General features: G+C 65.4%; 18 protein-coding genes. 13 read left to right on the top strand and 5 right to left on the bottom strand.

Annotation, left to right across the window (positions count from 1 at the left end; translation table 11 throughout):
- Positions 1–25: 25 nt before the first annotated feature.
- Positions 26–1,414 carry an aldehyde dehydrogenase family protein gene (locus G559_RS0109610; RefSeq protein WP_028628016.1) on the top strand — a complete coding sequence of 463 codons (1,389 nt, stop codon included), beginning with the start codon at positions 26–28 and terminating at the stop codon, positions 1,412–1,414.
- An 8-nt stretch (positions 1,415–1,422) separates the two neighbouring features.
- On the top strand, positions 1,423–2,592 hold the full coding sequence (locus G559_RS0109605; RefSeq protein ID WP_028628015.1) for an iron-containing alcohol dehydrogenase: 1,170 nt from the start codon (positions 1,423–1,425) through the stop codon (positions 2,590–2,592).
- A gap of 41 nt (positions 2,593–2,633) precedes the next feature.
- On the opposite strand, the gene G559_RS0109600 is transcribed toward G559_RS0109605, so the two are convergent.
- Positions 2,634–3,509: a LysR family transcriptional regulator gene (locus G559_RS0109600; protein ID WP_028628014.1), complete on the bottom strand. Its 876-nt coding sequence runs from the start codon at positions 3,507–3,509 to the stop codon at positions 2,634–2,636.
- A 93-nt stretch (positions 3,510–3,602) separates the two neighbouring features.
- Between G559_RS0109600 and G559_RS0109595 the strand changes: the two genes are divergently transcribed.
- The 8 genes from G559_RS0109595 (at position 3,603) to pcaC (ending at position 11,046) form a co-directional block, all read left to right on the top strand.
- Positions 3,603–4,646 (top strand): NAD(P)H-dependent flavin oxidoreductase, encoded by a 1,044-nt coding sequence (locus G559_RS0109595; RefSeq protein ID WP_028628013.1) that lies wholly within the window; start codon positions 3,603–3,605, stop codon positions 4,644–4,646.
- A gap of 83 nt (positions 4,647–4,729) precedes the next feature.
- Complete coding sequence (locus G559_RS0109590) at positions 4,730–5,230, top strand: VOC family protein (protein ID WP_028628012.1); 501 nt, start codon at positions 4,730–4,732, stop codon at positions 5,228–5,230.
- A 155-nt stretch (positions 5,231–5,385) separates the two neighbouring features.
- The gene (locus tag G559_RS0109580; RefSeq protein WP_028628011.1) at positions 5,386–6,249 is read left to right on the top strand and encodes a CoA transferase subunit A; all 864 of its coding nucleotides are present in this window, start codon (positions 5,386–5,388) and stop codon (positions 6,247–6,249) included.
- Entirely contained in the window at positions 6,249–7,046 is a 798-nt protein-coding gene (locus G559_RS0109575) for a CoA-transferase subunit beta (RefSeq protein WP_028628010.1), read from the top strand. Before G559_RS0109580 ends, G559_RS0109575 begins: the two co-directional genes overlap by 1 nt.
- Positions 7,043–8,248: a 3-oxoadipyl-CoA thiolase gene (pcaF, locus tag G559_RS0109570; RefSeq protein WP_028628009.1), complete on the top strand. Its 1,206-nt coding sequence runs from the start codon at positions 7,043–7,045 to the stop codon at positions 8,246–8,248. The genes G559_RS0109575 and pcaF overlap by 4 nt, the downstream gene beginning before the upstream one ends.
- A gap of 143 nt (positions 8,249–8,391) precedes the next feature.
- A complete protein-coding gene (locus G559_RS0109565; protein WP_028628008.1) occupies positions 8,392–9,753 on the top strand; it encodes a 3-carboxy-cis,cis-muconate cycloisomerase in 1,362 nt (453 codons plus the stop codon).
- Positions 9,754–9,762: 9 nt separating this feature from the next.
- Complete coding sequence (gene pcaD / locus G559_RS0109560) at positions 9,763–10,551, top strand: 3-oxoadipate enol-lactonase (RefSeq protein WP_028628007.1); 789 nt, start codon at positions 9,763–9,765, stop codon at positions 10,549–10,551.
- Between the two features lie 99 nt (positions 10,552–10,650).
- Positions 10,651–11,046 carry a 4-carboxymuconolactone decarboxylase gene (gene pcaC / locus G559_RS0109555; RefSeq protein ID WP_028628006.1) on the top strand — a complete coding sequence of 132 codons (396 nt, stop codon included), beginning with the start codon at positions 10,651–10,653 and terminating at the stop codon, positions 11,044–11,046.
- A 128-nt stretch (positions 11,047–11,174) separates the two neighbouring features.
- Here pcaC and G559_RS0109550 read toward each other — a convergent pair whose 3' ends face one another.
- The 4 genes from G559_RS0109550 to G559_RS30355 form a co-directional block, all read right to left on the bottom strand.
- A complete protein-coding gene (locus G559_RS0109550) occupies positions 11,175–12,002 on the bottom strand; it encodes an aldo/keto reductase (protein WP_028628005.1) in 828 nt (275 codons plus the stop codon).
- 17 nt (positions 12,003–12,019) lie between these two features.
- Positions 12,020–13,738 (bottom strand): FAD-dependent oxidoreductase, encoded by a 1,719-nt coding sequence (locus G559_RS0109545; protein WP_028628004.1) that lies wholly within the window; start codon positions 13,736–13,738, stop codon positions 12,020–12,022.
- Between the two features lie 191 nt (positions 13,739–13,929).
- Entirely contained in the window at positions 13,930–15,204 is a 1,275-nt protein-coding gene (locus tag G559_RS0109540; protein ID WP_028628003.1) for an OprD family porin, read from the bottom strand.
- Positions 15,205–15,300: 96 nt separating this feature from the next.
- The gene (locus tag G559_RS30355; protein ID WP_155945707.1) at positions 15,301–15,477 is read right to left on the bottom strand and encodes a hypothetical protein; all 177 of its coding nucleotides are present in this window, start codon (positions 15,475–15,477) and stop codon (positions 15,301–15,303) included.
- 271 nt (positions 15,478–15,748) lie between these two features.
- Between G559_RS30355 and G559_RS0109530 the strand changes: the two genes are divergently transcribed.
- The 3 genes from G559_RS0109530 (at position 15,749) to G559_RS0109520 (ending at position 18,695) form a co-directional block, all read left to right on the top strand.
- On the top strand, positions 15,749–16,525 hold the full coding sequence (locus G559_RS0109530) for an IclR family transcriptional regulator (RefSeq protein ID WP_028628002.1): 777 nt from the start codon (positions 15,749–15,751) through the stop codon (positions 16,523–16,525).
- Between the two features lie 422 nt (positions 16,526–16,947).
- Complete coding sequence (locus tag G559_RS0109525) at positions 16,948–17,763, top strand: sugar phosphate isomerase/epimerase family protein (protein ID WP_028628001.1); 816 nt, start codon at positions 16,948–16,950, stop codon at positions 17,761–17,763.
- A gap of 53 nt (positions 17,764–17,816) precedes the next feature.
- The gene (locus tag G559_RS0109520) at positions 17,817–18,695 is read left to right on the top strand and encodes a DMT family transporter (RefSeq protein WP_028628000.1); all 879 of its coding nucleotides are present in this window, start codon (positions 17,817–17,819) and stop codon (positions 18,693–18,695) included.
- The last annotated feature ends 6 nt before the right edge of the window (positions 18,696–18,701 follow it).

The raw sequence follows: 18,701 nt of genomic DNA, 5'->3' as shown, positions 1-18,701 counted from the left end.
GGGCACCTGACCAGAAGGAGTTGTCATGAACCTGTTGCGTTGCGTATCGCCGGTGGATGGCTCGGTCTACGTCGAGCGCCCGCTGGCCACGCCAGCCGAGGTCGTTGCCGCGTTGGAACGCGCGGAGTCGGTGCGCGGGGCCTGGAAGAGCACGCCGGTGGCCGGACGTGTCGCCCTTGTCCGTCGCGCCATCGGGGCCTTCGCCGCCCGTGAGGCACAACTGGCCGAGGAGCTCTGCTGGATGATGGGCCGGCCCATCCGCTATGCGCCGGGGGAGATTCGCGGATTCGTCGAGCGCGCCAGCTACATGGCGGATATCGCCGAAGAGGCGCTGGCGGATATCCATCTGCCAGACAAGCCCGGCTTTACCCGGTTGATCCGCCGCGAGCCTTTGGGCCTGGCGTTTGTCATTGCGCCTTGGAACTACCCCTACCTGACGGCGGTGAATGCCGTGGTGCCGGCCTTGCTGGCGGGCAACTGCGTGCTGCTCAGGCATTCCGCGCAGACCCCGCTGTGCGCCGAACGCATGGTCGAAGCCTTCGTCGAGGCGGGCTTGCCGCCAGGCGTGTTGCAGTATCTGCACCTCAGCCACAGCGACACGGAGCGGCTGATCCAGGCCGAGCCGGTTCGTCACGTGGCCTTTACCGGCTCCGTGGCGGGCGGCGCCATGGTCGAACGTGCCATTGCCGGGCGCTTCATCAGTTCCGGGCTGGAGCTGGGCGGCAAGGACCCAGCCTATGTTCGAGCCGACGCCAACCTCGGCCACGCCGTGGAAACCGCCATCGACGGGGCCTTCTTCAATTCCGGCCAGTCCTGCTGCGGCATCGAACGTATCTACGTGCACGCCGATCGCTATGACGCATTCGTCGAGCAGGCTGTGGAGCTGGTTGGGCAATACCGCCTGGGTCGCCCCGACGATCCCGAAACCACTCTGGGCCCGCTGGTGCGCCCCGAGGCGGCGGAGTTCGTGCGGGCGCAGATCCGCGACGCCGTGGGGCAGGGCGCAAGGGCCCATCTGGACCCGTCGACATTCGCCCTGGATAGCGCCGGCAGCGCTTACCTGGCACCGCAGGTGCTGACCAATGTGCATCACGGCATGCGCGTTATGAGCGAAGAGTCCTTCGGTCCGGTGGTGGGGATCCAGAAAGTGCGTGACGATGAGGAGGCGCTGGCACTGATGAACGACAGCCCCTACGGCCTGACCGCCGCGATCTTCAGCCAGGACGAAGCCAGCGCCCTCGCGCTGGCCGATCGGGTCGAGGCCGGCACCGTCTTCCTCAACCGTTGCGACTACCTGGACCCGGCCTTGGCCTGGACCGGCGTCAAGCAATCCGGGCGTGGTTGCACGCTGTCGCGGGTGGGTTACGAGCATCTGACTCGACCCAAGTCCTTCCACTTCAAGACCAGCCTGTGAGGCGTGCCATGGACTCTAGCCACTTCCGCATGAACTGGAACTACCCGACTTCGGTGCGTGTCGGCGTGGGCCGCATCGCCGAGCTGAACACCGCCTGTCGCGAACTCGGCATGCAGTCGCCGCTGCTGGTCACCGATCCCGGTCTTGCCGCACTGCCGATGATCGACGCGGCCCTGCGCCAGTGCCGAGATGCAGGGCTGGGTGCCGGGCTGTTCCATCAGATCAAGGGCAACCCGACCGGGCCGAACGTGATGGATGGCGTAGCGGCCTTCAAGGCCGGTGGCCATGACGGGGTGATCGCCTTTGGCGGCGGCTCGGCGCTGGATGCCGGCAAGGCCATCGCCCTGATGGTGGGGCAGGATCGCCCGCTCTGGGATTTTGAAGACATCGGTGACAACGCCTCGCGGGTCAACGTCGCCGGCATGGCCCCGGTGGTTGCCGTACCCACCACGGCCGGCACCGGTTCGGAAGTGGGGCGCGCAGCGGTCATCACCGACGACCAGGTGCACATCAAACGCATCATCTTCCACGCCCGGATGCTGCCGGCCATCGTCATCCTCGACCCGGAACTCACCGTCGGCCTGCCACCGAAGATCACCGCCGCCACCGGCATGGATGCGTTGTCCCACAGCCTGGAAGCCTACTGTTCACCGCTCTATCACCCCATGGCCGAAGGCATTGCCCTGGAAGGCATGCGACTGGTCAAGGACTACCTGCCGCGCGCCAGCGCCAAAGGCCACGACATCGAGGCCCGATTGCAGATGCTGGTGGCCTCCAGCATGGGGGCCACCGCCTTCCAGCGTGGCCTCGGTGCCATGCATGCCCTGGCCCATCCCCTCGGGGCGCTGTACGACGCCCACCACGGATTACTCAATGCCGTGCTGATGCCCTATGTGCTACAGGCGAACCGCGCCCACATCGAAGGCCCGATGGCGCGGCTGGCGCGTTACCTCGGATTGCCCAAGGCCGGATTCGCCGGGGTGCTGGATTGGGTGGTGAATCTGCGCGGCGAACTGGACATCCCCCACAGCCTGGGGGAAATCGGCATTGACGACGCACGCATAGAGCAGGTCGGACGCATGGCTGAAGTCGATCCGTCGGCAGGCACCAATCCGGTCCAGTACGACGCCAGGACCTACAGCCAGATATTCGAGAAGGCTTTGCACGGCCGTCTGTGAACCCTTGACCTGCAGGACGGCGTCAGGTCAGCCAGCGGCCGTTACCCGAAGGGTGCCAGTACGTTGCGGAAGGCCTCGAAGGACGCCGTCGCGTATCCCCGGCGCCAGATCAGCAGGGTTTCCACGCGCATCAGCGGAACCTGGCGCAGGAGAGGCGGTTCGCGCTGCAGCTCCAGCACCGAGCGGGGCAGGATACCGACGCACGAGCCCGCGGCGACGCAAGCGAGGATGGCGTGGTAGGAACCCACCTGTTGCACCTTCGGCAGTGGGAGACCTCCGGCAGACAGCCAGTTCTCGGCGATCTGCCGATAGGTGCAGCCCTCGGCGAAACCAGCCAGCACGCGCACCTGTACGTCCCCCGGGCCGGCGACCTGCGGGTGGCTGGCAGGGAGTACCAGCAGCAATTCTTCTTCGAACACCGGCCGGGCTTCCAGCGCCATGGCGGCAACCTCCTCGCGCCATGGCACTTTGCTTTGCGGCCAGGCCACCAGCGCACAGTCCAGGCGCCGCGCGAGCACGGCTTCCATCAGTGCCTGGCTGGTGCCGGTGCTCACCTCCAGCTCCACCTGCGGGCACTGCCCGTGGAAGCGCGCCAGTGGCCCGGGCAGGCGGCTGGCTGCGGTGCTCTCCATGCTGCCCAGACGCAATCGACCACTTGGCTGTTGCGGGTGCATCGCCTGGCGCGCCTCGTCCGCCAGGGCCAGCAGGCGCTCGCTGTAGTCGAGAAATGCCTGCCCTCGATCGGTGAGGGCCATGCGCTTGCCGTCGCGAAGAAAGAGCGGGGTGCCCAGTTCTTCCTCCAGCTGGCGAATCCGCGTGGTGACGTTGGATTGCGCCCGGTGCAAGCGCTGGGCCGCGCGGGTGACGCTGTGCTCCAGGGCGACCGCGCGGAATATCTCCAGGCTGGATAGGTCCATGCTTTAAAATCTCAAATAGAGAACGAATATTTAAAAGTATTCTCTATTTGAGATAGATTGGCCAGGTTTTCACCGGTACGGAGTCGCTGCCTCATGTCCATCACCCGATTGCTCGGCATCGAGCACCCCATCATCCAGGCCCCCATGGTGGGCGTTTCTACGCCGGCCCTGGCTGCGGCTGTTTCCAATGCCGGCGCCCTGGGGTCCATCGGTATCGGTGCCAGCACCCCGGCGCAGGCCCGCGCCATGTTGGCGCAAACCCGCGAACTGACCAGCCGGCCCTTCAACGTCAATCTGTTCTGCCACCGCCCGGCGGTGGCCGACGCCCAGCGCGAGGCCGCCTGGCTGGAGCACCTCAGGCCGCTGTTCGCCGAATTCGACGCTGAACCGCCGGCCGCCATCCGCGAGATCTACAAGAGTTTCCTCGACGACCCGGAAATGGCGCAGATGCTGCTGGATGAGCGCCCGGCCGTGGTCAGCTTCCATTTCGGCCTGCCGCCGCAGGACTGGATCGATGCGCTGAAAGGCGCCGGTATCCGTCTGCTGGCCAGTGCGACCACGCTCGAAGAGGCACGCCTGGTGGAAGCGGCCGGCGTGGATGCCATCGTCGCCCAAGGCATAGAGGCGGGCGGCCACCGTGGTGTGTTCGAACCCGAGAAGGGCGACGCCGGCATCGGCACCCTGGCCCTGGTGCGGCTCATCGCCCGGAGCAGCCGCCTGCCAGTGATCGCCGCCGGCGGCATCATGGACGGGCAGGGCATCAAGGCCGCCATGGCCCTCGGCGCCCAGGCGGCGCAACTGGGCACCGCCTTCGTGCCGTGCCCCGAGTCGGCCGCCAACACCGCCTACCGCGCTGCCCTGAAGAGCGAACGCGCCCACCAGACGCGTATCACCGCGGCCATCTCCGGCCGCCCGGCGCGTGGCATGGTCAACCGCCTCTGGAGTGACCTGGATACGCCCGATGCGCCGGCCCTGCCGGACTACCCCAATACCTATGACGCGGCCAAGGCGCTGCACGCCGCGGCCAGCGCCAAGGGCTGCAACGACTTCGCCGTGCAATGGGCCGGGCAGGGCGCGCCCCTGGCGCGGGAAATGCCGGCGGCGGAGCTGGTGAAAGTACTGGTGGACGAGATGTAGCGAGGCGCCTTGTCGATCTGTCGGGCGGCCAAACGACCAGGGGGTGATCGACTATCGTCATCCAACCCACCAGGAGGTGCGCCATGAGCAAACGGATCCACACCATCGTCCCCTGCCTATGGTTCGACGACCAGGCAGAAGCGGCGGCCAACTTCTATGTCGGTATCTTTCCCAATTCACGGATTACCGCCATGAGCCGCTACGGTGAGGCCGGCCGGGATGTCCACGGCAAGGAGCCAGGATCGGTACTCACCGTGGACTTCGAACTGGACGGCCAACGCTTCACCGCCCTCAATGGCGGTCCGGTATTCACGTTCAACGAGGCGGTGTCGTTCCAGATCCACTGCGACGATCAGGAGGAACTGGACCACTACTGGGACAAACTCTCCGCAGGAGGCGACCCGAGCGCCCAGCAGTGCGGTTGGCTGAAGGACCGTTTCGGGCTGTCCTGGCAGGTGGTGCCCATTGCGATGATAAAGATGCTCGAAGACTCGCAGTCGGCAGGCTCCCAGCGCGCCTTCGCCGCAATGATGCAGATGAAAAAACTGGATATCGCGGTCCTGAAGAAAGCCTTCGACGGCTGAGGTCGTCGCAGCCTGGAAAGGATTCGGTAGCGAGATAGACAACTGTTCGATAACCGCACTAATAGTCGATTATCGGATTGTCCGGGAGGGTGCCGGGGAGTACTTTTTGTTCACCCGGCGCCCGAAACGCCCTGGATAACAACACGAGATCGACCATGGCTGAAATCCTTTCCCTCCGCGAAGCCGTCGAACGCTTCATCAACGATGGCGACACCGTAGCCCTCGAAGGCTTCACCCATCTGATTCCCACTGCCGCGTCCCACGAGATCATTCGCCAAGGCAAGAAAAACCTGCACCTGGCACGCATGACCCCCGACCTGGTGTACGACCTGCTGATCGGCGCCGGTTGCGCGCGCAAGCTGACGTTCTCCTGGGGTGGCAACCCCGGTGTCGGCTCGCTGCATCGCCTGCGTGATGCGGTCGAGAAGCAGTGGCCGAATGCCCTGGAGATCGACGAGCACAGCCATGCCGACCTGGCCAACTCCTATGTGGCCGGTGCCTCGGGCCTGCCGTTCGCCGTGCTGCGTGCCTACGTCGGCTCGGATCTGCCCAAGGTCAACCCGAACATCAAGTTCATCCAGTGCCCGTTCACTGGCGAGCAACTGGCGGCGGTGCCTTCGGTTCGTCCGGACGTCACCGTGATCCACGCCCAGAAGGCCGACCGCAAGGGCAACGTGCTGCTCTGGGGCATTCTCGGGGTGCAGAAGGAAGCGGCCCTGGCGGCCAAGCGCTGCATCGTCACCGTGGAAGAAATCGTCGACGACCTGAACGCGCCGATGAACGCCTGCGTCCTGCCCACCTGGGCCCTGACCGCTGTCTGCCACGTGCCTGGTGGCGCCCATCCGTCCTATGCCCACGGCTACTACGAGCGCGACAACCGCTTCTACCAGGCCTGGGACCCGATCGCCCGCAACCGCGAAACCTTCACTGCCTGGATCGATGAGTACATCCGCGGCACTGCCGATTTCGCCGAGTTCCAGCAGAAGATCGCCCAAGCCAAGATTGCGGAGGCCAAGTGATGAGCGCTCAATCCACCCCTGACTACAGCACCAATGAAATGATGACCGTGGCGGCTGCCCGCCGCCTGAAGAATGGCGCCGTCTGCTTCGTCGGCATCGGCCTGCCGTCCAAGGCCGCCAACCTGGCACGCCTGACTTCGTCCCCGGACGTGGTGCTGATCTATGAATCCGGTCCCATCGGCGCCAAGCCGACCGTGCTGCCGTTGTCCATCGGCGATGGCGAGCTGGCCGAAACCGCTGACACTGTGGTGCCCACCGGCGAGATCTTCCGTTACTGGCTGCAAGGCGGCCGTATCGACGTCGGTTTCCTCGGTGCCGCCCAGGTCGACCGCTTCGGCAACATCAACACCACTGTGATCGGCGACTACAACAGCCCGAAAGTACGTCTGCCGGGCGCTGGCGGTGCTCCGGAGATCGCCGGTTCCGCCAAGGAAGTGCTGATTATCCTCAAGCAGTCCCACCGCACCTTCGTCGACAAGCTGGCCTTCATCACCTCCGTCGGCCACGGCGAGGGTGGCGATCATCGCAAGCAGCTGGGCTTGCCTGGCAAAGGTCCGGTGGCGCTGATCACCGACCTCTGCATCATGGAGCCGGAAGCCGGCACCAACGAATTCATCGTCACCTCGCTGCACCCGGGCGTGACCCGCGAGCAGGTAATCGAGAACACCGGTTGGGCCATTCGTTTTGCCGCCGACGTTTCCGAGACCCTGGCCCCCAACGAAACCGAGCTGACCGCGCTGCGCGCCCTGGAAGCCCGCACCGCTGCTGCCCACGGCCAGCAAGGCGGTGAGGAATGAGTCGCGAGGTCTACATCTGCGATGCCATTCGCACGCCCATCGGCCGCTTCGGCGGCTCCCTGGCCCCGGTACGCGCCGACGACCTGGCCGCGATCCCGATCAAGGCCCTGGTGGAGCGCAACCCCCAGGTGAAATGGGATCTGCTGGACGAGGTGTTCCTCGGCTGCGCCAACCAGGCCGGCGAGGACAATCGCAACGTGGCGCGCATGGCGCTGCTGCTGGCCGGTCTGCCGGATAGCGTGCCCGGCGTCACCCTGAACCGCCTGTGCGCATCGGGCATGGACGCCATCGGAACTGCCTTCCGCGCCATTGCTTCGGGCGAAATGGAACTGGCCATCGCTGGCGGCGTGGAATCCATGTCCCGCGCTCCTTATGTGATGGGCAAGGCCGACAGCGCCTTCGGTCGTACCCAGAAGATCGAAGACACCACCATCGGCTGGCGCTTCATCAACCCGCTGATGAAGGCCCAGTACGGCGTCGACGCCATGCCGCAGACTGCGGACAACGTCGCCGACGATTACCAGGTCTCCCGCGAAGACCAGGACCTGTTCGCCCTGCGCAGCCAGCAACGCGCCGGCCGCGCCCAGGCTGAAGGCTTCTTCGCCGAAGAAATCGTCCCGGTGGTGATCAAGGGCAAGAAGAGCGAGACGGTCGTCGACCAGGACGAGCACCTGCGCCCCGACACCACCCTCGAAGCCCTGGCCAAGCTGAAGCCGGTCAACGGCGAAGGCAAGACCGTCACCGCTGGCAACGCGTCGGGCGTCAACGACGGCGCGGTAGCGCTGATCCTGGCTTGCGCCGACGCCGTGAAGAAGCACGGCCTGACCCCGCGCGCGAAAGTGCTCGGCATGGCCAGCGCCGGCGTTGCGCCCCGCGTCATGGGCATCGGTCCGGTGCCGGCGGTGCGCAAGCTGATGGAGCGGCTGAACCTGGCCATCGGTGACTTCGACGTGATCGAACTGAACGAAGCCTTCGCCGCCCAAGGCCTGGCCGTGATGCGCGACCTCGGCATCGCCGACGACAGCGACAAGGTCAACCCCAACGGCGGCGCCATCGCCCTTGGCCATCCGCTGGGTGCCAGTGGTGCGCGCCTGGTCCAGACCGCCCTGCACCAGTTGGAGAAGTCCGGCGGCAAGCTGGGCCTGGCGACCATGTGTGTCGGTGTCGGCCAAGGCCTGGCGCTCGCCATCGAGAAGGTCTGATCGGCACCTGCTCAAGTAGGGTGGGCTTCAGCCCACGCGGTTAGTCCGTGTGGTGGGCTGAAGCCCACCACACGTCCTGAAGCTGGCTCTTGGTGGTCGGCTGCTATAAAACGAAACACCATCCCGAATTCCGGAGCACTGGCTTGAACAGCCCGAGCAACCAACTCTTCGACGCCTATTTCACCCAGCCCGCCATGCGTGCGGTGTTCTCCGACCGGGGACGCGTGCAGGGCATGCTGGACTTCGAGGCTGCATTGGCGCGCGCCGAGGCGAGCGTCGGCCTGATCCCGGGCGACTCCGTGGCGCCCATCGAGGCGGCCTGCAGCGCCGAACTCTACGACTACTCCGCACTGGCACTGGCCATCACCACGGCTGGCAACTCCGCCATCCCGCTGGTCAAGGCCCTCGGCAAGCGCGTGGCCGCCCAAAGCACGGAAGCCGAACGCTTCGTGCACCTGGGGGCTACCAGCCAGGACGCCATGGACAGCGGTCTGGTGCTGCAACTGCGCGCCGCCGCCGAGCTGCTGGAGCAGGACCTTGCCGCCCTTGCCCAGGCCCTGGCCGTGCAGGCTGAACGCTTCGCCGACACCCCGCTGGCCGGCCGTACGTGGCTGCAGCAGGCGACGCCCGTCACCCTCGGCATGAAGCTGGCCGGTGTGCTGGGGGCGGTGACCCGTCATCGTCAACGCCTGGCTGAACTCAAGCCGCGCCTGTTCTGCCTGCAGTTCGGCGGTGCGTCTGGCAGCCTCGCTGCCCTGGGCGAGCAGGCCTGGCCTGTTGCCGAGGCCCTGGCCCGCGAGCTGGACCTGAACCTGCCCGACCAGCCCTGGCACACCCAGCGTGATCGCCTGGTGGAGTTCGCCAGCCTGCTCGGCCTGATCGCCGGCAGCCTGGGCAAGCTCGGCCGTGACCTCAGCCTGCTGATGCAGACCGAGGCGGGCGAAGTCTTCGAACCTTCTGCGCCTGGCAAGGGTGGCTCCTCCACCATGCCGCACAAGCGCAATCCGGTCAGTGCCGCCGTGCTGATTGGCGCGGCCACTCGCGCACCGGGTCTGGTGTCCACCATGTTCGCCGCCATGCCCCAGGAGCACGAGCGCAGCCTCGGCCTCTGGCACGCCGAATGGGAAACCCTGCCGGAACTCTGCTGCCTGGTTTCCGGTGCGTTGCAGCAGGCGCTGCTGGTGGTGCCCGGCCTGGAAGTCGATGCCGCGCGCATGCGCGAGAACCTCGACCTGACCCAGGGCCTGGTGTTGGCCGAAGCCGTGAGCATCGCGCTTGCCCAGCGCATCGGCCGCGACGCCGCCCATCACCTGGTGGAGCAGTGCTGCCGTCAGGCAGTGAAGGAGGGCGCCCACCTGCGCGCCGTGCTCGGCACCAATGCCGAGGTCAGCGCACAACTTTCCGCCGCCGAGCTGGACCGCCTGCTCGACCCGGCCCATTACCTTGGCCAGGCCCGCCGCTGGGTGGACCGCGCACTGGCCGAACACCACGCATTTTCGCGCTAGGAGATTTACATGCCTGCCGTACGACTCGCCGATGGCGACCTGAACTACCTCCTCGAAGGCCCGACCGGTGCGCCGGTGCTGGTGCTGTCCAACTCCCTGGGCACCGACCTGCACATGTGGGACGCGCAGATCCCGGCCTTCACCCAGCACTTCCAGGTGCTGCGCTATGACACCCGTGGCCACGGCCAGTCCCTGGTCAGCGAAGGCCCCTACAGCATCGAGCAACTGGGCGGCGATGTGCTCGCCCTGCTGGACGCCCTGGATATCCCGAAGGCGTCCTTCTGCGGCCTGTCCATGGGTGGCCTGATCGGCCAGTGGCTTGCGATCAACGCCCCGGAGCGCATCGAGCGCCTGGTGTTGTGCAACACCGCCGCCAAGATCGGAACCCCTGAAGTCTGGAACCCGCGAATCGACACCGTGCTATCCGGTGGCGCCCAGGCCATGCGCGACCTGCGCGACGCGTCGATCTCCCGCTGGTTCACCCCGGATTTTGCCGAAGCCGAGCCTGCCAAGGTCGAGCCTATCGTTGGCATGCTGGCCGAGACTTCGCCCGAGGGGTACGCCGCCAACTGCGCTGCCGTGCGTGACGCTGACTACCGCGAGCAGCTCGGCAGCATCAGCGCGCCGACTCTGATCGTTTGCGGCAGCGGTGACCCGGTTACCACCCCCGCACACGGCCGCTTCATGCAGGAACGCATTGCCGGCGCCGAGCTGGTGGAGTTCCACGCGGCGCACCTGTCGAACGTGCAGGCCGGCGATGCCTTCAGCCAGCGTGTTCTGGCCTTCCTCACCGCCTGATCGCCGCTTTCCTGTAGGAGCGAGCTTGCTCGCGAACATCGCGACCGCAACAGCTCTCGAGCAGAGCCCGCTCCCCTGAGCCCCATCGAGGACTTCCGAATGGACGAGAAAGAACGCTACGAAGCCGGCATGAAGGTTCGCCGTGCAGTGCTGGGCGACGCCCATGTGGATCGCAGCCTGCAGAACCTCACGCCGTTCAATGAAGAGTTCCAGGAAATGATCACCCGTCATGCCTGGGGCGACATCTGGACCCGCCCGGGACTGCCGCGCCATACCCGCAGCCTGGTCACCATCGCCATGCTGATCGGCATGAACCGCGAGGGCGAGCTGAAGCTGCACCTGCGCGCCGCGAAGAACAACGGCGTGACCCGCGACGAGATCAAGGAAGTGATCATGCAGAGTGCCATCTACTGTGGCATCCCGGCGGCCAACGCTACGTTCCACCTGGCCGAAGCCGTGTGGGATGAGCTTGGGGTGGAATCGCTGCAAGGCTGATCCGCCGCAACACAGAAACGCCGCCCGGACCACGCATCCGGGCGGCGTTTTTTTTTGTTGGGGGATCGGTGCATCTGTGGGGGCGAATTCATTCGCCAAGAGACGCGTAGCGTCCCCCTCGGGCATCCCTATAAGGCATCCCACTCCGGCGCGAAGTCCGGGCTCACCACGCGCTTGTCCTTCGGCAGGGCGGCGATCAGGGCGCGGTCTTCATCATCGAGCTGCACCTTCAACGCATCCAGGTTCGCTTGCTGGTTCGCCATGCTGGACGCCTTCGGAATGGCGCCGACGCCGTCCTGATCCAGCAGCCATTTCAACGCCACCTGGCTCGGCAAGGCGCCGTGCTTCTCGGCGATCTGCCGGATTGCCTGCTGTTCCGCGGCCAGGCCACGTGCGAGCGGGGTATAGGCGGTCAACACCAGGCCCTTGCTGCGGGCGTAGTCCAGCAGGCGCTGCTGGTCGAGCAGCACGTGGTACTCCACCTGGATGGCGGACAGCGGCGCCCCCAGGTCTTCCACCACCTGGCGCAACAGTCCGAGCGGGAAGTTGGCCACGCCAATGCAACGCGCCTTGCCTTCGTCGCGCAGGGCCACCAGGGTGTCGATGCTGCGTGCCAGGTCCCAGTCCTTCGCCGGCCAGTGGATCATGAACAGATCCACCTGCTCGGTGCCCAGGGCACGCAAGCTGTTTTCCAGAGACAGCCGCATGGAGGCCGGTTGCAGCTGGTCCCACCAGACCTTGGTGGTCAGGTGAATGGCGTCGCGGGGCACGTCGCTCTGGCGCAGGGCCGCGCCAACCGCTGCTTCATTCTCGTAGGCGGGCGCGGTGTCGATATGCCGGTAGCCCAGTTCCAGGGCCTGGCGCACGGCAGAGGTGCATTCATCGCCCGTCATCGGCCAGGTGCCAAGACCGAGCTGAGGCATGTTCAATCCTTGGGCGGTGGTCAGTTTCCGCATGGAGTACTCCTTGTCATTCATTGCGAGGTTGCGCCTGCCGCGTGGCGGCCAACGATGTAGCCGAAGGTCATGGCCGGCCCCAGGTTGATGCCGCCGGACGGGTAATGACCGCCCAGCGCGCTGGCCATATCGGTGCCTGCTGCGTAGAGCCCTGGAATCGGCTGGTTGTTTTCGTCCAACACTCGCGCCTGCCCATCGGTGCGCAGGCCGGCGAAGGTGCCGAAGCAGCCCGGCTGGACCTTCACGGCGTAGAAAGGCCCGTGTTCGATGGGCGCCACGCAGGGGTTGGGGCCTTGGTGGGAGGCATCGCCGCTGCGGCGGTTGAAAGCCGTGCTGCCGCGGCCGAACTCCGGGTCTTCGCCGCGTCGGGCATGGTGGTTGAAAGCTTCTACCGTGGTGGCGAGACCGGCCGGGTCGATGCCACAGGCTTGCGCCAGTTCGACCAGGGTGTTGCCGCGCATGAGGTAGCCATTGCGCACATGCGGCCAGAGCGGCACGGGCGCGGGGCGGGCGAAGCCCAGGCCATAGCGGCGCTGGAAGCGATGGTCGCAGACCAGCCAGGAGCAGCTTTCCTCGCCCTCCGGCACCGCCTTGTTCATGGCGTCGACATAGTCGTAGTAGCCGCCGGCTTCGTTGACGAAGCGCCGGCCATTCTTCAGCACGCCGATGATGCCGGGTTTGCCGCGATCGATGATGTGCGGGAAGTGGCCGAAGGTGCCGTCGGGGTAGGGCACCTTCGACACGGGCGCCCAGGCCACGGGCGAGCGCAGGTCGTCGGCGACCACGCCGCCGGCAGACTCGCCCAGGCGCAAGCCGTCACCGGAGCAGGAGATTGGGGGCAGGGCGAGGTTGTCATGGCCGCTGCTGTCGCGAGGGAACATCGCCTTGCGCCGGACCGGGTCGTTGGGGAAGCCCCCGGCGGCGAGCAGCACGGACCTGGCGCGGATGGAAAGCTCCGCGCCGTTGTACTCCACCACCGCACCCCAGACCTTGCCCTCTTCGATGATCAGCTGGCGTGCTGGTGCCGATTCCATCAGCTGCACGCCCAGGTCGTCGGCCGACTTGGCCAGGCGAGCCACCAGCGCGACGCCGTTGACCAAGTGCATGGCGCGGCCGTAGCGGGCCAGGTGATAGAGGTGCGTGGTGAAACGTCGGGTGACATGGGCGAAGGCGCGCAGTGAGCGCGTCATGCCGAGGAACGCGGCCAGATCGGCACCGGCCATGATGGGCATGCCCATGAAGGAGGTTTCGCGCATGGTCTTGCGCAGGCGTGGCAGCAGGTCGCCGACCTCGCGTGCGTCATAGGGCGCAGCGATCACCTGATGGCCGCCGTTGGCGGCGCCGGGGGTGTCGCCATGCATGTCAGGTATGCCGTTGCCATCGACGAACTGCAGCGCGGTGTGCTGCTCGAAGAAGCCCACCATTTCAGGGCAGTTCTGGAGAAAGGCGTCCACCAGTTCCGGGCGGAAGTGCTCGCCCAGTTCGTTGCGCAGATAGGTGCGCGGCTGTTCGATGTCTTCCTCGATGCCGGCGCGGCGTGCCAGCGGGTTGCGTGGCACCCACATCCAGCCGCCGGACCAGGCGGTGGCACCTCCGAACACTGGTTCCTTCTCTACGAGGATCACTTTCTGGCCGTGATGGGCGGCGGTGACGGCGGCGGCAAGGCCCGCAGCGCCTGAGCCAATGACCAGTAGATCGCAATCGAGGCGGTTTGGAGCAGGGCTTGCGGCAGGCATTTCGAGGAACCTCAAATACTGGAACTGTGTTCCGTATTCTATGGCCGCTACATTCCACGACCAAGACCGGGGCGACGCAAGTGGCCGGTCAGCGAACGGAAATCGGTCGCCTCGCGAGAGAGGGAATGGCAACCCATAAAAAAGCCCGCCAGATGGCGGGCCGAGGTAGTCAAAGCACGCTGACCAAAGGATCAGAGAAGCGAGAGCGGGTAGCTGATGATCAGCCGGTTCTCGTCGAAGCTGGTGTTGCTGCCCCAGTCGCGGCGCATGGTGGAGTTGCGCCATTTGACGCTCAGGGCCTTGAACGCACCGGACTGCACCACGTAGGCCAGTTCGGACTCGCGACCCCATTCCTTGCCGTCGGTGACTGCGCCGACATGGACGTTGTCGCCGCTGATGTAGCGGTTCATCAGGGTCAGGCCGGGCACGCCGAGGGCGGCGAAGTTGTAGTCGTGGCGGACCTGCCAGGATTCTTCCTTGGCGTTGTCGTAGCTGGAGTTGTAGCTGTCGTTGGCCAGGGTGCCGCCGCTGGTGCCGTTGACGCGCATCCAGGCATCGTCGCCGCTGACCTTCTGCAGGCCGACATAGAAGGTATTGGCGCCGTACTTGGCGGAGAACAGGCCGGACCAGGTGCGGTTGTCGAGGTCACCTGCCAGGGCCGAACCGTCTTCCTTGCCGGTGAAGTAGCCGAGGTTGGCGCCCAGGGTCCAGTCGCCAATGGGCTGGCTGTGAACCAGCTGGACGAACTGTTGCTGGTAGATGTCCTTCAGCTCGGCGTTCCACAGGCCCACCAGGGTGCGGTTGTCATTGAAGGCGTATTCGCCGCCGACGAAGTTGAAGCGGTCGGAGGTGAAGGCCGCGCGGCCATTCATGGACATGTCTTCCATGCTCGCGTCGTTACGCGGGCTGTTGCCGCGGAACTGGCCGCCATACAGCGTCAGGCCGTCGATTTCCGTGGAGGTCACCTGGCCGCCCTGGAAGGTCTGTGGCAGCGAGCGGCCGTCGTCGGAGCGCAGGATCGGCAGCACCGGCATCCACTCGCCCACCTTCAACTCGGTCTTGGACACGCGCATCTTGCCGGCCACGGCCAGACGGCCGAAGTCGTCAGCCGGGCGACCGTCGCCATGCACCGGCAGCAGTTGGGTTCCGCGGGTGCCCTTGCCGCCATCGAGCTTGACCGAGAGCAGGCCGAGCATGTCGACGCCAAACCCCACCGGACCTTCGGTGAAGCCGGACTTGGCATCGAGGATGAAACTCTGGGTCCATTCCTCGGCTTTGCCCTGGGTGGCGGAGTCGCTGACGAAGTTACGGTTCAGGTAGAAGTTGCGCAGGTTCAGGGTCGCCGTGGCGTCCTCGACGAAACCATGCTCATCGGCAGCCTGGACGGGCAGGGCGGCCAGGCCGACGGCGGCAGCGAGGATGCAGGGAACAAAGGGTTGGGCCTGGCGGCGGCTCGTGGAATTCATGCTCGGTCTTGCCTCTTTGATTGTTGTTCCAGGGTGCGCAAAAGCCCCTTCGCGGCGGTTGCGCGAATACACGTCTGTGCTGGAGTTACGGGGGCGTCAGCGGGCTTTGCGGCGCTCGATCAGGCGCGTCAGGCAGCGTTTCAGCTGGTCGCCCAGGGGCTCGCTGCTGGCCAGTTGGACCAGGGCGATGGAGGCGAAGGGAGATGCGCAATCGAAGAGCAGCCCGGAGGCGGGCGGCGAGGCATGGGAGGTGCGGGGCTGGAGCATCTTCATGGACCTTTCTTGTATTTATGTCGGTAAAAGGCGAAGCGTTGCTGGGATCGCAGGCTGGTTGCGGCAACGCCTCGCACTTGGGACCGATAGTGAAATCCGCCAGCCTTGCGTTCAATCGGCTGGAAACGCTTTTGTTCGATCATCGAACAAAAACTAACTGTTCCGTACATTGTTGCTGCTGGATGGGTGGAATCCCTTGCCGCAGTTCCAGGTTTCACGGGGGAGGTGTTGTCTTCTAGAATCGGCACACCTTCAAGAGGACCCATGCCCCATGGCCGGTAGCCAGATCGAACGTGCCTTCAACCTGCTCGAACGTCTCACCACTGATCCGCGCGGCCTGCCGATGCAGACCCTGGCCGATGAGCTGAATATTCCCAAGAGCGCTACGCACCGCATGCTGGCCGAGCTGATCCGCCTCGGCTACGTGCGCCAGAACCAGGAGAACAGCCGCTACCAGCTGTCCACCCGGCTGGTGGCCATGGCGTTTCGCTACCTGGCCAACAGTGGTGCGGATATCGTGCAGCCAATCCTCGATCGACTGGCCCAGGAAAGCGGCGAGCTGGTGCGTCTGGGGGTGATCGAGGATGACCGCCTGACCTGGATCGTCAAATCCCAGGGCGCACGCTCCGGTCTGCGCTACGACCCCGACATGGGCCGCGATGCGCCGCTGTTCTACACCGCCTCCGGCCATGCCTGGCTAGCCAGCCTGAGCGATGCCGAGGCGCTGCTGCTGGTGGAGCGCCAGGGCGTGGCTGACCCGAAGGATTTCGGACCCAACGCCCCACGTTCCAACATCGAGTTACTGGAACGTCTGCGCCTGGCGCGTGAGCGCGGCTATGCCTGGGTGGTGGAAAGCTCCTCGGTGGGTATGTCGGCACTGGCGGCGGTGGTGCGTGACCCGCGCACTGGCAAGGCCATTGGCGTACTCAGTGTCGCTGGCCCCACGGCGCGGCTGCCGGAAGAGCGCATGCACGAAGTGGCGCCGCAGTTGCTGGCGGCCGTGGACGAGCTGTCGGCGGCCAGCCAGGCATCGGAGTTTTTTGTCTGAGCGCTCCGGCCCGGCGTTCCGCCGGGGGCAAGCCGTAGGGGCGAATTCATTGGATATGCCGACATTAGCTAATGCTAGGCGGCAACCAGGGAGTGTGGGTGCGGGTAGGAGCCAGCTTGCTGGCGAAAATGTCCGCGTTCGCTAGCAAGCTAGCTCCTACAAGGGATTCCAGGGCCTTCAACACTTTACGCAGACTTAGCCAATTCATTCGCCAAGGGCGGCGCAGCTGCCCCAAGTTGGTCAGCAGGGCAGCCCTTCGGGCTGCTTGGCGATTGAAATCGCCCCTACAGATTCCTGCACCTTCCCCACATCTCTTCGCGAATCCTGCTTTCGTCAGAGGGCCGTATTTTTTTCTTGCGAATAAATGGAACTGCGTTCTAAATACCGCCAGACAAATTGTGGAACTGGATTCCGAGTAGAGCATGACTGATCGAGTTTTCTCCCTCGCCGCCCTCACCGTCCTCGAACTCTCTCCACCGGAAATGGTGGAAGTAGCCGCACGTACCGGCTACAGCCATGTCGGCCTGCGCCTGGTGCCGGCCACACCCGAGGAGCATCACTTCCCGTTGGTGGCCGATGCCGCGTTGCGTCGGCAGACCCTTAAGCGTCTGCGCGACACCGGCGTGAAGGTGCTGGATATCGAAATCCTGCGGCTCAAGGCGGAAACCCGCATAGCCGATTTCGAACCCATACTGGCCGCCGGTGCCGAGTTCGGTGCCACGGAAGTGCTGGTGGCCGGCAACGACGCTGACGAGGTGCGGATGACCGACAATTTCGCCGCCTTCTGCGACCTGGCCGGCCTTTACGGCATGCATCCCAGTCTGGAGTTCATGCCCTGGACCGACGCGCGCGACCTGGTCCAGGCCGCGCGCATCGTTGAGAACGCCGGGCGGGCCAACGGCGCCGTGCTGGTGGATGCCTTCCACTTCAACCGCTCGGCTTCTCGACTGGAGGACCTCGCCAAATTGGCCCCGGAGCGCCTGCGCTATGTCCAGCTTTGTGATGTGGCTGGCCCGCGTCCGGACGACATGGACGAGATTCTTCGTCAGGCGCGCAACGAGCGGCGCTTCCCCGGCGATGGTGATAGCGACCTGATCGGGTTGCTCAGGACACTGCCGGCGAACATTCCCCTGAGCCTGGAAATACCCACGCGCCAGTTGATGGAGCAGGGCGTCAGTGCCCAGGACCGCGCAAGGATGGCGCTGGACAAGGCGCGGACGCTGCTTCAGCAGGTCTGAGATTTCACCCTTTACGCGGCCGGCTGGGCCGCGTTCTTTTTTTCGAGAACCCCATGAGCATCAGTACCCCGCTGTCCGGCGCCAACCAACCGCTGCGGGGCATCCTGCTGGTGGTGTTGGCCACCTTCCTTTTCGCCGGGCATGACGGGCTGTCCAAGTACCTGGGCGGCCTCTATCCGGTGGTGATGGTCGTCTGGGCGCGTTACCTGGTGCATACCCTGCTGATGGCCGGTATTTTCCTGCCCCAGGCCGGCCTGCGCGTACTGCGCACCAAACGGCCAGTGCTGCAGGTGCTGCGGGCATTGAGCCTGCTCAGCACCAGCCTGCTGTTCACTGCGGGGCTGCAGTACATTCCCCTGGCGGAGGCGACTGCGGTCAACTTCCTGGCGCCGGTGCTGGTCACAGCGCTTTCGGTGCCTTTGCTCAAGGAGCAGGTCAGCGTTGGCCAGTGGGCTGCGGTGGTGACGGGGTTCATTGGTGTGCTGGTGGTTGTTCACCCAGGTGGGGAGCTGTTCACCCCGGCCATCCTGTTTCCCTTCTGCTCGGCCCTGGGTTTCTGCTTCTACCAGTTGCTCACCCGCAAGGTCGCGGCCCATGACAGCCCGACCACCAGCAACTTCTTTGCCGGCCTGTGCAACACCCTGGTGATGAGCGCCCTGGTGCCCTTCTTCTGGCAAGTCCCGACCTTGGGGCATGGGCTGCTGATGCTGGCACTGGGAGGCGCTGGCATGACCGCACACCTGTTACTGACCCAGGCGTTCCGCCTGGCTGCACCGGCGTTGCTGGCGCCGTTCGGCTACTGCCAGATCGTGTTCGCCGGGTTGCTGGGCTTTGTGGTCTTCTCTCACACCCCTGATGCCACCAGCCTGGTGGGAATTGCCATCATCTGCCTGAGCGGCTTGGGCGCGGCCTGGATGCAGCGCAAGAGCTGAGTCCAC

It is taken from the genome of Metapseudomonas resinovorans DSM 21078 (genome assembly GCF_000423545.1).
GTDB lineage: Bacteria > Pseudomonadota > Gammaproteobacteria > Pseudomonadales > Pseudomonadaceae > Metapseudomonas > Metapseudomonas resinovorans.
This window is presented reverse-complemented; position numbering and strand designations above follow the sequence as displayed.